The sequence below is a fragment of the Ectobacillus antri genome (assembly GCF_003852715.1).
GTDB lineage: Bacteria > Bacillota > Bacilli > Bacillales > Bacillaceae_G > Ectobacillus > Ectobacillus antri.
The window spans coordinates 82382-97742 of the sequence record NZ_RIAV01000007.1 but is presented as its reverse complement, the minus strand read 5'-3'; the positions used below and the strand labels follow the sequence as shown (position 1 = coordinate 97742).

The following is a 15361-nucleotide window of genomic DNA, read 5'->3' as shown; positions in this document are numbered from 1 at the left end:
TTCTTGAGCGAGTTATCGGCTTTTTTATATTTGTTTCTTTCTTCTCTCCCTTTTACAATAAGACTGTGTTACAGCTTGATGTTGATTGAAGTAGGTAGCCTGACGGCCTGCAACAATCAACGGTGACCCTAGAGTCTACAATAAAAGAAAAGAGGGGAAGTATGGAAGACTATTGTGTATTGCAAGGCAGACGTTTGCTGTTAAGTGAGGTTGATATTCCTTTAAATAATGAACGTGTTCGATACGAACCGGCGCTCATTCCTAAAGGGAAGAGCTATCTGTGCAAGCGTTGCGGCAATGATACGCCGTATTTATTTGCACAAACACCTTGTGTGCATTGCGGTACTTGCGTCTATTGTCGCAAGTGTATCATGATGGGACGTGTGCAATCATGCTCAACACTGGTCTCTATGCATCCTGAGCCGTTGCCAATCCAAAATAAACCGCTGTCTTGGAACGGTACCTTATCTATAGGACAAAAACAAGCATCAGACGCCATTGTGCGCGCTGTAATAGAAAAAAAGGAGCATCTTATATGGGCGGTGTGCGGCGCTGGTAAAACAGAGATGCTGTTTGCTGGTATTGAAACCGCATTGCAGCGCGGAGAACGCGTATGCATTGCCGCGCCGCGAACCGATGTTGTTCTTGAACTGCACCCCCGCCTACAACAAGTATTTCCTTATATCGATGTTATTGCTTTATATGGCAATAGTCCCGATCGTCATCGTAATGTCCCTCTTGTTATTGCTACAACACATCAGCTTCTTCGTTATTACCGCGCATTTGATATCCTTATTATTGATGAAGTCGATGCTTTTCCTTATACAGTAGATAAGACCTTGCGTTATGCGGCGGAGCAAGCACGAAAACAGCAAGCTGCGCTTATTCATCTTACCGCGACGCCGAGTAAACTATGGAAGCGTGAAATAAAACAAGGAAAGCGTTCAGCGACAATCATTAGCTCGCGCTACCATCGTCAGCCGCTTCCCTTACCAATGTTTGTATGGAGTGGGAATTGGAAGGCACACATAAAGAAGGGAAGGTTGCCTGCTGCTGTGCAAAATTGGATAAGAACTCATGTGGAAAGTAAACGTCCTGTTTTTTTATTTGTATCTAAAGTTTCTTATGTACAGCCCCTCGTTGCATGTTTGAAACAATTTTATCCTTCTACAGAGGGTGTTCATGCGGAAGATCCTGATCGTAAGCAAAAGGTAGCTGCCTTTCGGAAAGGAATGCTATCTGTTCTTGTGACAACGACAATACTGGAGCGCGGTGTAACTGTTGCTAATTTACAAGTTGCTGTACTTGGTGCAGAGGAACCGATTTTTACAGAGAGCGCGCTTGTGCAAATTGCGGGGCGCGTGGGACGAAACGCATCATTTCCAACTGGTGATGTTGTGTTGTTTCATTTTGGAAAAACCAAAGCGATGGTAGCGGCCCGCCGGCATATTCAGTCCATGAACCGTGCTGCGCGTCGAAAGGATCATCTTTCATGAACTGTCTTATTTGTTTTGACGAATTGCAGGTTGGTGATACGTGGTTTTCTTTTTTGCTTCCAACATATACAAAAGCAGTGTGTGCGCATTGCGATCAAACATTACAACGAATACAAGGTGTACTTTGTATGTGCTGTGGGCGTATGCAAGCTACGTCATCGAGTGAGTCTGAGGTCATGTGCGAGGATTGTAGAACATGGCGTCGTCTTGCGGACCCACTACGATGTAATCGTTCCTTGTATATATATAATGATGAAATGAAAAGGCATATGAATCGGTTTAAATTTCGTGGTGATGTAGCGATTGCCACAGCTTTTGGACCGGAATTACGGGCGTTGTTTTGGCATTCGTTTCGGGACTATACACCGGTCCCTATACCGCTTAGCGCAGAGCGCTTGAAAGAGCGCGGTTTTAATCAAAGTGAGGTATTGGCGGACCTTTTACAAGTACCGTTTCAACCGCTATTAGCGCGTAGACATACAGAAAAGCAGAGTAAAAAGAGTAAATGGGAACGTATGAACACAGAAAATCCCTTCTTTTTGTCGAATGAGGTGGTCGGCGGCAAGAAATATGTGTTAATTGATGATATCTATACAACGGGTGTAACGTTGCGGCAGGCAGCTTCTATCTTGTGTAAGTATGGCGCGGTCGAGGTGGCGGCGTTGACGCTGTGCAGAGGTTAGACTTGTCGTAAAAACACGACAAATCTTCTTTGACTTCTAGAGGGAAAATCCAGTATATTCAAGATGTGGGAAAACCATAAGTACATTGTTGAAGGGAATGGAAAGCATGCAAGGAAAAGTAAAATGGTTTAATGCAGAAAAAGGTTTCGGATTCATCGAGCGTGAAGAAGGAGACGACGTGTTCGTTCACTTTTCCGCAATTCAACAAGACGGATACAAGTCTTTAGAAGAAGGTCAAGAAGTAGAATTCGAGATTGTAGAGGGTGCGCGCGGACCGCAAGCTGCTAACGTAACAAAGCTGTAATTCCTCTACATATTTATATAGGAACGACAAAAAACTCCTCTAAGACGAGGAGTTTTTTTGATAGGTCTATAAATAATATACGATTCGCTCTGGTGTATAGCGGAGAACTCGTACCCAAAGCGGCAAGTCTTTAAAATCTGCATGCTTCATTTCTTTCGCATCCTCAAAGTCTTTCCGGAGTGCCATATGTACCATCTCAATTGCGTCTTTATCGTAGATGATACAATTTGATTCATCGTTGATAAAGAAGCTACGTTGGTCCCAGTTTGAAGTGCCAATTTCCAGTGTTTTATTATCGGTAATCATTACTTTACCGTGGAAAAAGCCCTTTTGATATTCGTACACTTTCGCACCGTACTTTGTTAAGGTTTGAAGTGCAACATAAGCAGGCGGTTGTGTGAACCAAGCATCCGTTTTTTTCGTTACTAAAATCTTCACCTGCACACCTCGGCGCAGTGCTTTTTTTAGTTCTTCAGTCACACGTTTTGAGGGTGCAAAGTATGGATTGGCAATTACAATGGATTGTGATGCACCTTGGATTTGTTGGAGCATATGCTCCTCAAGCCCTGTGCCAGAAGCGTATATGTATTGATGGGGGACCTTACCGGGCGGCTGTGCAGTCGCTACAGGCTTGATTACCTCATCTGTGTCTTCTTCCCAATCTTTTAAAAATTGTCGTTGTGCCTCAAAGGCACCAGTTCCAACGATACGTATTTGGTAGTCTCGCCACTTTCCGAGTTTTTTGTTTTTACCTAAATACTCTTTACCGATATTAAATCCGCCAATATAGGAGATTGTGCCATCTATTACGGCAATCCGCCGATGGTTACGCCGGTGTAATGTATAAAAAGGATGCTGCCAATGTACTTTGCGACTATAGGTAAACTCAATGCCATTTTGGCGCATGCGCTTTAACATATCAAGTGTGATGCTATGTGCGCCAAGTAAGTCTGCTGATAATTTGACATGGATACCTTGTTTGGCACGTTTCTCTAACAATTCAAGAAAGGATTTGCTGATGTGATCGTTGCCGATAATAAAAAAATGAATATAAATGGAATAGTGCGCTTTTTCGATATCATGAAACAGTGCATCATAAAAAGTTTGTCCTTCTGTATATAACCTCAAGTCTCCTGTATAAACCGGTGATATGACGAGTGGATGCGTTTGTGCGTATGTTTGCTTGCCTGCCTTTACGTCGTGATCCATCCAAAAAAACAACCCGATAAGCACGAGACCGCATAGGAAGGTGAATATCAACTTTTTTAACATAAACATTCTCCTTAGTGCGTTCTTCTCTCTCATCTAGACATGATTTGTACTCATAGCATGCGCATCTTCACGCATTTGTAACAAACTATTCATACGTTTGTGCGACTAATGCAATAATTATCGGTTACAATATAAATGTAAGGAAGGCAATCGATAGCAAAGAAATTTGTCGATTTTTCCAACCTTTTTTCAAAAAAAGAAGGAAAGCCATTCCTTATTAGCGAATATAGTGTACATAGCTTGAAAGGAGGAATTCATCTATGAAGTTTAACGTTCGTGGTGAAAACATTGAAGTAACTCCTGCATTGAGGGAGTACGTGGAGAAGAAGCTCAGCAAGCTGGATCGCTATTTCGATACATTCCCGGAAATTAAAGTCAACTTAAAGGTATACTCTGACAAGCAACGCGTAGAAGTAACTATTCCGTTTTCCAACTTAATGCTTCGCGCGGAAGAAACACATGATGACATGTATGCGGCCATTGATCTAGTTGTAGATAAATTAGAGCGTCAAATTCGCAAACATAAAACAAAAGTAAATCGCAAATTACGCACAAAGGTTCCGCAGCTGACAGTTGATTCAGCTATCGCAGTACAAGAGACAGTGGATGAGGATGAAATGGAGCTTGTGCGCACCAAGCGCTTCGACCTGAAGCCGATGGACGCTGAAGAAGCAATTCTACAAATGAACATGCTTGGCCACAACTTCTTTGTTTTCACAAACGCACATACAAACGAAACAAACGTCGTCTACACACGCCGTGACGGCAAGTACGGCTTAATTGAAACAAAATAATAAGACTGCCGGGGGCTCCCGGCAGTCTTATTATTTTGTTTTGACCGAAAAAGTTGTAAACTGACCGATATATTTGTATTTTGACCGGAAAACTGATTTAAGTGGCCGATATATAGTAGAAACTGACCGGAAAGAGCCTTTTTGGTCAGAGAACCTCAGCCCTATGGAGCTGAACAAGCCGCTTCCACTTTTCTTATTGGCATATTTTCTATGCAAGTGTTACAATTATCTGTAGATTTTTTAAATCGGTATTTTCATCTTACTTATAGATTTGTCATATATCCTACAAAGAGGAGCGTATTCCGATGATTGGTATTTTGAAGAAGGTATTTGATACGAACCAGCGTCAGATTAATCGTATGCAGAAAATAGTTGATCAAGTAGAAGCGTTGGCTCCAACGTTTTCCGGTTTAAGCGATGAACAATTACGAGGAAAAACAATTGAATTCCGCGAGCGCTTGGCAAAAGGAGAAACGCTTGATAGTTTATTGCCGGAGGCTTTTGCGACTGTTCGCGAGGCGGCAACGCGCGTGCTTGGCATGCGTCCGTATCCGGTGCAAATCATGGGTGGTATTTCTCTGCATGAGGGTAATATATCCGAGATGAAAACAGGGGAAGGTAAAACCTTAACTTCCACCATGCCGGTATATTTAAATGCGTTGACAGGAAAAGGTGTTCACGTTGTAACAGTCAACGAATACTTAGCGCAGCGTGATGCGAGTGAAATGGGCAAGCTTCACGAATTTTTAGGCTTAACAGTGGGCCTAAACCTAAACAGTATGTCACGCGAAGAAAAGCAAGCTGCATATGCAGCTGATATTACGTATAGCACAAACAATGAGCTTGGTTTTGACTACTTGCGTGATAATATGGTGCTTTATAAAGAGCAACGTGTACAACGTCCGCTTCATTATGCGGTGATTGACGAAGTAGACTCTATCCTAGTCGATGAAGCACGTACACCGCTTATTATTTCTGGACAAGCCCAAAAATCTACAGAATTATATTTATTTGCGAATGCATTTGTGCGTACACTGCGTGTTGAAACGGACTTCACGTACGATGAAAAAACAAAGAATGTAATGCTTACAGAGGAAGGCATGAATAAAGCAGAAAAAGCCTTTCATGTTGAAAACATCTTTGACTTGAAAAACGTGACATTACTTCATCATATCAATCAAGCGCTTCGTGCTCATGTCGTAATGGTACGTGACGTGGATTACGTGGTACAAGAAAATGAAATTGTAATCGTTGACCAATTTACAGGTCGTTTAATGAAGGGACGCCGCTACAGCGAAGGCTTACATCAAGCCATTGAAGCAAAAGAAGGCGTAGAAATTCAAAACGAAAGTATGACGCTTGCGACAATCACATTCCAAAACTACTTCCGTATGTATGAAAAACTGTCTGGTATGACAGGTACAGCAAAAACAGAGGAAGAAGAGTTCCGTAACATTTACAATATGAATGTTATTGTTATTCCGACAAACCGCCCGGTTGCCCGTGACGACCGTCCAGATTTAATCTTTAAGTCCATGGAGGGCAAGTTTAACGCTGTTGTAGAAGATATTGTAGAGCGTCATAAAAAAGGACAGCCTGTTCTTGTCGGTACGGTTGCCATTGAAACATCTGAGCTGATTTCAAAAATGCTTCTTCGCAAAGGGGTTCGTCACAACGTATTGAACGCGAAAAATCATGCCCGTGAAGCAGATATTATCTTAGGTGCCGGTCAAAAAGGTGCTGTAACGATTGCAACAAACATGGCAGGTCGCGGTACGGATATCAAGCTTGGTGAAGGTGTAAAGGAAGTTGGCGGCCTAGCCGTTATTGGTACAGAGCGTCATGAAAGCAGACGTATTGATAACCAGCTCCGCGGTCGTTCTGGTCGCCAAGGTGATCCAGGTGTGACGCAATTCTACTTGTCTATGGAAGATGAGCTCATGCGTCGCTTTGGTTCTGACAATATGCGTGCCATGATGGATCGCCTCGGTATGGATGATTCACAACCGATTGAAAGCAAAATGGTTTCTCGTGCGGTTGAGTCTGCTCAAAAACGTGTAGAGGGTAATAACTACGATGCGCGTAAACAGCTTTTACAATATGACGATGTACTTCGCCAACAACGTGAAGTGATTTATAAGCAGCGTCAAGAGGTATTGGAATCTGAGAATCTGCGCGGTATTATTGAAGGTATGATTCATAGTACAGTGGAGCGTGCGATTACGGCACACACCACACAGGAATTGGATGAAGACTGGAACATCAAGGGTCTAATTGAGTACTTGGAGGCATCTGTTTTAGAACCTGGTGATGTGACGGAGGAAGAGCTTCGCCGTTTGGCACCAGAAGAGATGGTAGATGTAATTGTAAGTAAAGTGAAGCAACATTATGATGCAAAAGAAGAGATGTTACCGTCCGAGCAATTGCGCGAATTTGAGAAGGTAGTTGTACTACGTGTGGTAGACTCTAAATGGATGGAGCATATCGATGCGATGGATCATTTGCGCGAGGGCATTCATTTGCGTGCATATGGTCAAATCGATCCATTGCGTGAGTATCAAATGGAAGGCTTTGCGATGTTTGAAGCGATGATTGCTTCTATTGAAGAAGAAATTTCTCGCTATATCATGAAAGCACAAATCGAAAGCAATCTGCAGCGTGAAGAGGTTGCAAAGGGACAAGCAATTCATCCGGGTAGCGGCGAAGAAGTTAAACGTCAGCCGAAGGTAAATCAAGATGACACAGGTCGCAATGAAGCGTGTCCGTGCGGCAGTGGCAAAAAGTATAAAAATTGTCACGGCGCATTAAAATAAAACAAACCATGCAGGCAACCGGCAAAACTCTCTCTGCGGTGCGGAGAGAGTTTTGCGCTGTAATTTAAACGAAGAGGTGGACGAAATGGAATTAACAGAAATTAGACAAGAGCTTGAAAAAATGGCTAAGCGATTAGCGGACTTTAGGGGGTCTCTTTGACCTCGCTAACAAAGAAAGCCGCATTGCTGAGTTAGATGAAATTATGCTAGATCCGACGTTTTGGGATGATCAGCGCAGTGCACAAACCATCATTAATGAAGCAAATGCGTTAAAGGAAATGGTGGGTAGCTTTACAGAACTAAGTGAAACACATGAAAATCTAGAGCTTACCTTTGAACTATTAAAGGAAGAATACGATGAAGACTTAAAAGTAGAGCTTGAGCAGGAAGTAAAAACATTACTGGAAACAATGAATGAATATGAACTGCAATTGCTGCTAAGTGGTGAGTATGACAAAAACAATGCTATCCTTGAATTGCATCCGGGCGCAGGTGGGACAGAATCTCAGGATTGGGGCTCTATGCTACTTCGTATGTACACGCGCTGGGCAGAAAAGCGCGGCTTCAAGGTAGAAACATTAGACTACTTACCAGGTGATGAAGCGGGTATTAAAAGTGTCACGCTGCTCATTAAAGGACATAATGCCTACGGTTACTTGAAGGCGGAAAAAGGCGTACATCGTCTTGTTCGTATTTCACCGTTCGATTCCTCGGGTCGCCGTCACACGTCATTTGTGTCTTGTGAAGTTATGCCGGAATTTGATGACAATATTGAAATTGAAATCCGTACAGAAGATTTAAAAATTGATACATACCGTGCGAGCGGTGCCGGTGGTCAGCACATCAATACAACAGACTCAGCTGTGCGTATCACACATATTCCGACAAATACGGTTGTAACGTGTCAAACAGAACGCTCTCAGATTAAAAACCGTGAGCGTGCCATGAAAATGCTACAAGCAAAATTATATCAAAAGAAATTAGAAGAGCAGCAGGCTGAATTGGATGAAATTCGCGGCGAACAAAAGGATATTGGCTGGGGTAGTCAAATTCGTTCTTATGTATTCCATCCTTACTCTATGGTAAAAGATCATCGTACCAATACAGAGGTTGGAAACGTACAAGCGGTAATGGACGGTGATATTAGTCCATTTATTGATGCATATTTACGTGCGAAGCTATAAAAAAGAGCCGGGCCAGATGCCGGCAATGAAGAATAGAGGATACATGTTTCTCTAAATGAGGAAAGGGAAGTTGGGAACCTAACTTCTCTTTTTTGCGGAAGGTATTTTTATCATAGCTTATCTGTATATCTCACGTAAAACGTAGAAAATTAAACAATGACGGAGCATTTTTACTGTCATAAGAAAGCGACAAATTCTATTTTGCTGCTGGGAAAGTAGCGAGACAATATAAAAGTAAGAAGCGGTAGAAGGAGTATACAACATCATGGGTAGAAAGAGAAGAACACGTTCAGCTGCTAGCACGTCTATTTTGGAGTATGGTTATATATTGTTGGGGTCCACGCTTGTAGCGCTGGCATTTAATTTGTTTTTGTTGCCAAATAAAGTCGCATCCGGAGGGGTAAGTGGTATTAGTACAATTTTAAACAGCTTGCTCGGATGGGAGCCAGCTTACGTACAATGGGCATTTAATATTCCGTTGTTTATTGCTGGTGTATTACTGCTAGGCAAGCAATTCGGTATTAAAACCTTAGTGGGAACGATTTTCCTACCGTTTGTCGTATTTTTATCAAAAGATATGGAGCCTGCGACAAACAATGCGCTTCTGGGTTCCTTGTTTGGCGGGATTGGTGTGGGGCTAGGCCTTGGTATCGTATTTCGCGGAAAGGCTTCAACTGGCGGTACGGATCTTGCCGCGCAAATCGTTCATAAATATACTGGCATCTCTTTAGGGCTATGTGTTGCGTTAATTGACGGTCTTATCGTTTTAACTTCAGCGCTTGCATTTAGCCTAGAAGCCGGGATGTATGCATTAATTAGTTTATATGTGACAAGTAAAACCATTGATTTCATACAAGTTGGTTTCGGGCGTTCCAAAATGGCGTTAATTGTGACAAAGCAAGAAGCAGCGGTTCGTGAAGGCATCTTTAAAAACATTGACCGCGGCGTAACGAAGCTACAAGGCACAGGAGGATTTACTGATGATGAGCGTCCCGTATTGATGTGCGTAGTGGAACAGACAGAATTCACAAAATTGAAACAACTGGTAAAAGACCTTGATCCATCTGCATTCGTCATTGTTGCAGATGCTGCGGAGGTACTTGGCGAAGGTTTTAATCGAGCTTAAATGCATTATAATGAATATGTAAGTGATTTATGAATGGGTGATTATTTGCCTAAAAAAGCACGTGCTGATTTTAAAAAGTGATTTTTACGTGGCTATTAGACGAGAAAAAACTTGTATAGAGAGTAAAAGATAGGAGTGAAGCATATGAAAAAAAAATGGCTGATCGCAGGCGCGGTTTTAGCACTTGGTCTTAGTGCATGCGGAGCGAAGGAAGAAAGCAAACCAGCTGAAACAGCACAAACATCGGATGGCTCAGAAGGAGAAAAAATTTATCAACAAAGCTGTAGCAGCTGTCACGGTAATAACCTGCAAGGTCAGGTTGGACCAGGACTTAAAAATGTTGGTGGGAAGTATGACCAAGCGGAGATTGAAAAGATTATTCTGAAGGGACGCGGCAGTATGCCAGCCGGGGTTGTAAAAGGCGAAGACGCTACAAAAGTAGCAGAATGGCTTGCAGGTAAAAAATAAATGAAAGAGCCCTTGCTGATGATGCAAGGGTTTTTTCTTGCTTGTTATTACCATGTAAAAGTGATGTGTATATGCTTTATACTGTATAAAAAACCGAATTTTGCAGTGGAAGGTGACAGCCGAATAATCTAAATGCGTATGTAATAAGGGTTTTTTTGCTTTTTTTACCAATGTAACGCAACTGTAATAAAATTGTAGCGGTATTTACAGTACATTGATGTTACAATGTAATGCGGTAGCATTTTTTTGTGGTTTATGTAGAACTTTGTAAAAAAATATATATTCATAGATTGCGTGAAGAGAGTACAGTAAAATCTCAGAAAATCGGGTGATGAAGATGATAACAATGAGCAATGTGTATAAAACATATGACAACGGCGTACAAGCCGCTAATGGCATAACCGTTAAAATTAAGCAGGGCGAGTTTGTATACGTAGTAGGACCAAGTGGTGCCGGAAAGTCTACATTCATTAAAATGATGTATCGCGAACAAAAGCCAACCACGGGTTCAATCAACGTAAACGGCTTGTCGTTAGAAACACTAGCAGAGCGTGATGTACCATACTTCCGTCGCCAGATTGGTGTGATATTCCAAAATTTCCGCTTACTCCCTAAGTTAACGGTGCATGAGAACGTAGCATTTGCCCTAGAGGTAATTGAAGAGGAGCGCGATGTAATTAATCAGCGTGTCAAAGATGTGCTAAAGCTTGTTAAGCTTGAGCATAAAGCTGACTCTTTGCCAAACCAGCTTTCCGGTGGTGAACAGCAACGTGTAGCGATTGCACGTGCCATTGTAAATCAACCGAAAGTTGTAATTGCGGATGAGCCGACAGGAAACCTGGATATGGATACCGCTTGGGAGATTATGGATATTTTTAGAGAAATCAATGAGCGCGGCACAACAGTTGTGATGGCTACGCATAACGCAGATATCGTAAATACACTGCGTCATCGTGTCATTGCTATTGAAGGCGGTAAGATTGTTCGAGATGAGATGGAAGGAGGATATGGATATGAAAGCTAACACATTTTTGCGCCATTTGCGTGAAGGAACAAAAAGCTTAATGCGTAACGGCTGGATGACGTTTGCTTCCGTAAGTGCAGTTACAATTACACTTCTATTAGTAGGCGTGTTCTTGGCAGTTATCATGAACATGAACCACTTTGCAACAAAGGTTGAAAAAGATGTGGAGATTCGTGTCCATATCGACCCGGCAGCTGCAAAAGAAGATCAAGCCGTTTTGAAAGATAAGTTAAAACAAATTTCTCAAATTCAATCGATTAAATTCTCTTCTAAGGAAGAAGAACTAAAGCGCGTAATTAAAAGCTTTGGTGATTCCGGTCGTTCGTTTGAATTGTTTGAACAAGATAACCCACTAAAAGATGTATACGTGGTAAAAACAAAAGAGCCGCGCGATACGGCAGTCGTAGCTGAAAAAATTCAAAAAATGAATTATGTAAGCAACGTGCAGTACGGTAAAGGTGAAGTAGAAAAGCTATTTAGCACGGTTAAAGTGGGACGTAATATCGGCATTGTATTAATTGCCGGTCTACTGTTTACGGCAATGTTCTTGATTTCTAATACGATTAAAATTACGATTTATGCGCGTCGTACTGAAATTGAAATTATGAAGCTAGTAGGTGCGACAAACTGGTTTATTCGCTGGCCGTTCTTACTAGAAGGTTTGTTCCTTGGGTTCTTAGGTGCGTTGCTTCCAATTGTTTTAATTATGTCAGCGTACAGTTCGATTCACTCTGTTCTGCAACAAAAATTTGCAGGCACAATCTTTGAGTTACTTCCATATAACCCTTTTGTATTCCAGCTTGCTGGTTTGCTAATCCTGATTGGAAGTTTAATTGGTATGTGGGGCAGTGTCATGTCCATTCGTAAGTTTTTAAAGGTTTAAGCGAGAAAAAGTTGCAAACATATTTCGTACAAGCTTATCATATAGTAGACATAGTAAGGGCATCACACATAAGGTGTGATGCCTTTTAAGTACATAATTTGGAAAGGAGACTCCGCATTGAAACGTAAAATAGCGGTTGTGTGGATAATTGTGGCGTTTTTGGCGGGGGCCGGCGTTATGTTCGCAGGAATTAAAGTGACAACGCAAGGACCGGCAAGTGCGCTTCTTAGTAAGTCTGACGCGCCTACAAAAGAAGAGGATTTGCAAAAGATTAGACAGGCATATGATTTGATTGATTCAAAGTATGTGGAAAATGTAAATGAAAATAAGCTGGTGGAAGGCGCAATCCAAGGAATGCTCAGCACACTGAAGGATCCATATTCTACATATATGGATAAAGACACAGCGCAGCAGTTTGAACAGTCTCTTGATTCTTCGTTAGAGGGTATTGGCGCTGAAATTAATAAAATCGATGAGAAGCTCATCATTGTTTCTCCCATTAAAGATTCACCAGCAGAGAAGGCTGGCATTAAACCAAATGATGAGGTTGTCACGGTAAATGGCGAAAGTGTGAAGGATTTAACTCGTGAAGAGGCGGTTTTAAAGATTCGCGGTAAAAAGGGAACCGTTGTTACTTTACAAGTGCAGCGTGCCGGTGTAGCAGAGCCGATTACGTTTAAAATTACGCGGGATAAAATTCCGTTGTTAACAGTCTTTGGTTCCGTGAAAAAGGAAAATGGTAAAGATATTGGTTATCTGCAAATTACATCGTTTTCTGAAGAAACGGCAAAAGAATTTAAAACAGAGCTCGAGAAGCTTGAGAAAAAGAATATCAAAGGACTTGTAATTGACGTGCGTGGTAATCCAGGCGGTTATTTAACGAGTGTAGAAGAGATCTTAAAATTATTCGTCACAGACAAGAAGCCGATGGTGCAGGTAGAAGACCGTGATGGCAAGCGGCAAAAGGCTTTTACCTCCCTTAAAGAGCGTAAGCCGTACCCTATTTCAGTTTTAATAGATAACGGCAGTGCTTCAGCTTCTGAGATTTTAGCAGGTGCGCTTCAGGAGGCAGAGGGTTATCCGCTTGTGGGTGTGAAAACCTTCGGTAAGGGTACAGTGCAACAGGCTGTTCCGCTTCCAGACGGCAGCAACATAAAGCTGACTATGTTTAAGTGGCTCACACCTGATGGCAATTGGATTCATAAGAAAGGGATTGCCCCAACAGTGGAGCTGAAACAACCAGATTACTACTACGCAACACCAATTCAATTTGATAAGCCGCTATCTTATAATATGAACAGCGAGCAAATTAAAAACGCGCAGGAACTATTAAAGGATCTCGGTTTTGAACCAGGGCGCGCAGACGGCTATTTCAGTAAAGAAACAGAAACAGCTGTAAAAGCGTTCCAGCAAATGAACAAGCTAAAAGAAACAGGAATTATCGACCAGAAAACGGCCGATACAATTCAAAATAAAATCATTGAAAAAATCCGCTCCGGTGAAAATGACCTGCAGCTACAGGCCGCACTGAAATTAATTGCAAAATAAGAAAAACCCGCAGAATTCTGCGGTTTTTTCTTATTACACAACCGATAGAAGAGGAGTTCGGCCGATAGAGAGGTAAATTCGGCCGATAGAGAGGTAAGCTCGGCCGATAGAAGAGGAAATTCGGCCGATAGAGAGGTAAGTTCGGCCGATAGAGAGGTAAATTCGGCCGATAGAGGAAGAGTTCGGCCGATAGAAGAGGAGTTCGGCCGATAGAGAGGTAAATTCGGCCGATAGAAGAGGAAATTCGGCCGATAGAAGAGGGAGTTCGGCCGATAGAAGAGGAGTTCGGCCGATAGAGAGGTAAATTCGGCCGATAGAAGAGGAGTTCGGCCGATAGAAGAGGAGTTCGGCCGATAGAAGAGGTAAATTCGGCCGATAGAAGAGGAGTTCGGCCGATAGAAGAGGAGTTCGGCCGATAGAAGAGGGAGTTCGGCCGATAGAGAGGTAAATTCGGCCGATAGAAGAGCCGATACAGATGTAAATAGGATTAATTATGAGGCCTGACAATAACCTTTTCTAGGTAAAAATAAATCCGTCTTACAAAGAATGTGATAAAATGGAGAAAATGCCGACAAGGAGGGACTTTTGTGGAGTGGCTTTTAGAGATAGGCTATGCAATGGGACGATTCTTTCTGCAACCTGCTTTATATATTTTTATCTTGATTAATATTTTCATAGGTGTACTCCGCGTTAAGAAAGAGAGGCGCGAGTTTTCATTTAAAGTCCATGATATATGGTATGAATTACGTATGTCTGCATTCGCAGGCGTTGGAATTGGTCTGCTGCTTTCTATCGCTACAGTAGGAATAGGGGTGGTAGTCTCACAAGATAGCTTACAAGTTATCGCCGTTTTAAGTGCAATCGGCGCTCTGCTGTTGCCATTTGGCCTCTTATCTGCTGCTTACAGTATCGGAGTTGCTATTATTGTTACGGGGTTTTCATTGTATAGCAATTCGGATGAGACAAGCTTAGCTGCCTTAGCGTTCCTAATGAGCTTGCTTTTATTTGCTGAAGGCCACTTGATTGCGAAGCGTGCTGCTTACGAAACAACGCCAAGATTGCAAAAAGGAAAACGTGGCTTGCTTGTGGGTTCACACGAAAGTAAGAGAATGTGGCTGGTCCCGCTTCTTGTCCTTGTACCTAGTGAAGGGATTGGTAAGCTGTTTTCTTGGTGGCCGGTATTTACAATCGGCGCTGAAACGTATTCTTTATTTGTAATACCGTTTTTACTAGGCTTTGCAAGACGTGTGATAGGCAGTTTGCCAAACATAGCGATTACTTATACAGGGCATCGTGTAATGGGACTTAGTATATTAGTATTTGTTCTTGCACTCACAAGTATTTGGATGCCAGGGATTGCGATTGCGGCAGCCGGTATTGCCATGTTGGGAAGATTGATGATTGCGATGCAAGACCGTATGCATGATCAACAGCAGACACCATATTTCTCAGTTCAAAAGACAGGTGTCATGATCTTGGATATACTGCCGGGCTCCGCTGCAGAAGAACTTGGTTTGCGTCCCGGTGAAGTGATTACAAAGGTAAACGGTAACTACATTGAAGATGTTGCCGACTTTCATCGCGCGCTGCGCCAAAAAGGTGCGTTTTGCAAGCTGGAAGTGCTTGATGTGCAAGGAGAGATTCGCTTTGCACAGCGCGCGCTATATGCTGACGATGGTGATTTGGGTATTTTATTTGTACGCGGTGATAATCGAGAGCAGGCTGTGTAAGACAGGTGGAGACATCTGTCTTTTTTGTATGATTGA

Annotated in this window: 13 protein-coding genes; 12 read left to right on the top strand and 1 reads right to left on the bottom strand. The window is 42.4% G+C overall.

The window, feature by feature from the left end:
- Positions 1 to 161: 161 nt before the first annotated feature.
- The 3 genes from EEJ45_RS09235 (at position 162) to cspD (ending at position 2483) form a co-directional block, all read left to right on the top strand.
- Positions 162 to 1496, top strand: a complete 1335-nt coding sequence (locus EEJ45_RS09235) for an ATP-dependent helicase ComFA (protein ID WP_124564520.1) — start codon at positions 162 to 164, stop codon at positions 1494 to 1496.
- Positions 1493 to 2179, top strand: a complete 687-nt coding sequence (locus EEJ45_RS09230; RefSeq protein ID WP_124564519.1) for a ComF family protein — start codon at positions 1493 to 1495, stop codon at positions 2177 to 2179. The genes EEJ45_RS09235 and EEJ45_RS09230 overlap by 4 nt, the downstream gene beginning before the upstream one ends.
- A 106-nt stretch (positions 2180 to 2285) precedes the next feature.
- Entirely contained in the window at positions 2286 to 2483 is a 198-nt protein-coding gene (gene cspD / locus EEJ45_RS09225; RefSeq protein ID WP_124564518.1) for a cold-shock protein CspD, read from the top strand.
- 66 nt (positions 2484 to 2549) lie between these two features.
- On the opposite strand, the gene EEJ45_RS09220 is transcribed toward cspD, so the two are convergent.
- Entirely contained in the window at positions 2550 to 3755 is a 1206-nt protein-coding gene (locus EEJ45_RS09220; RefSeq protein ID WP_164464234.1) for a phospholipase D-like domain-containing protein, read from the bottom strand.
- A 260-nt stretch (positions 3756 to 4015) separates the two neighbouring features.
- On the opposite strand from EEJ45_RS09220, the gene hpf reads away from it, so the two are divergent.
- The 9 genes from hpf to EEJ45_RS09175 all read left to right on the top strand — a co-directional run bounded on the left by hpf (position 4016) and on the right by EEJ45_RS09175 (position 15325).
- A complete protein-coding gene (gene hpf / locus EEJ45_RS09215; RefSeq protein ID WP_124564516.1) occupies positions 4016 to 4549 on the top strand; it encodes a ribosome hibernation-promoting factor, HPF/YfiA family in 534 nt (177 codons plus the stop codon).
- Between the two features lie 305 nt (positions 4550 to 4854).
- Positions 4855 to 7362: a preprotein translocase subunit SecA gene (secA, locus tag EEJ45_RS09210; RefSeq protein ID WP_124564515.1), complete on the top strand. Its 2508-nt coding sequence runs from the start codon at positions 4855 to 4857 to the stop codon at positions 7360 to 7362.
- An 85-nt stretch (positions 7363 to 7447) separates the two neighbouring features.
- Positions 7448 to 8546, top strand: a protein-coding gene (prfB, locus tag EEJ45_RS09205; protein ID WP_124564514.1) for a peptide chain release factor 2 whose coding sequence is annotated in 2 segments (ribosomal slippage) — positions 7448 to 7519 and positions 7521 to 8546 — 1098 coding nt in all. Because the reading frame shifts where the segments join, the coding sequence is not laid out codon by codon here.
- A 265-nt stretch (positions 8547 to 8811) separates the two neighbouring features.
- Positions 8812 to 9672 (top strand): YitT family protein, encoded by an 861-nt coding sequence (locus EEJ45_RS09200; protein WP_124564513.1) that lies wholly within the window; start codon positions 8812 to 8814, stop codon positions 9670 to 9672.
- A 144-nt stretch (positions 9673 to 9816) separates the two neighbouring features.
- Positions 9817 to 10140 carry a cytochrome c551 gene (cccB, locus tag EEJ45_RS09195; protein WP_124564512.1) on the top strand — a complete coding sequence of 108 codons (324 nt, stop codon included), beginning with the start codon at positions 9817 to 9819 and terminating at the stop codon, positions 10138 to 10140.
- Positions 10141 to 10477: 337 nt separating this feature from the next.
- On the top strand, positions 10478 to 11164 hold the full coding sequence (gene ftsE / locus EEJ45_RS09190; protein WP_124564511.1) for a cell division ATP-binding protein FtsE: 687 nt from the start codon (positions 10478 to 10480) through the stop codon (positions 11162 to 11164).
- On the top strand, positions 11154 to 12047 hold the full coding sequence (gene ftsX, locus EEJ45_RS09185) for a permease-like cell division protein FtsX (protein WP_124564510.1): 894 nt from the start codon (positions 11154 to 11156) through the stop codon (positions 12045 to 12047). The genes ftsE and ftsX overlap by 11 nt, the downstream gene beginning before the upstream one ends.
- Before the next feature lie 117 nt (positions 12048 to 12164).
- Entirely contained in the window at positions 12165 to 13595 is a 1431-nt protein-coding gene (locus EEJ45_RS09180) for a S41 family peptidase (RefSeq protein WP_380017901.1), read from the top strand.
- A gap of 587 nt (positions 13596 to 14182) precedes the next feature.
- Entirely contained in the window at positions 14183 to 15325 is a 1143-nt protein-coding gene (locus tag EEJ45_RS09175; RefSeq protein WP_124564508.1) for a PDZ domain-containing protein, read from the top strand.
- Positions 15326 to 15361 lie beyond the last annotated feature (36 nt).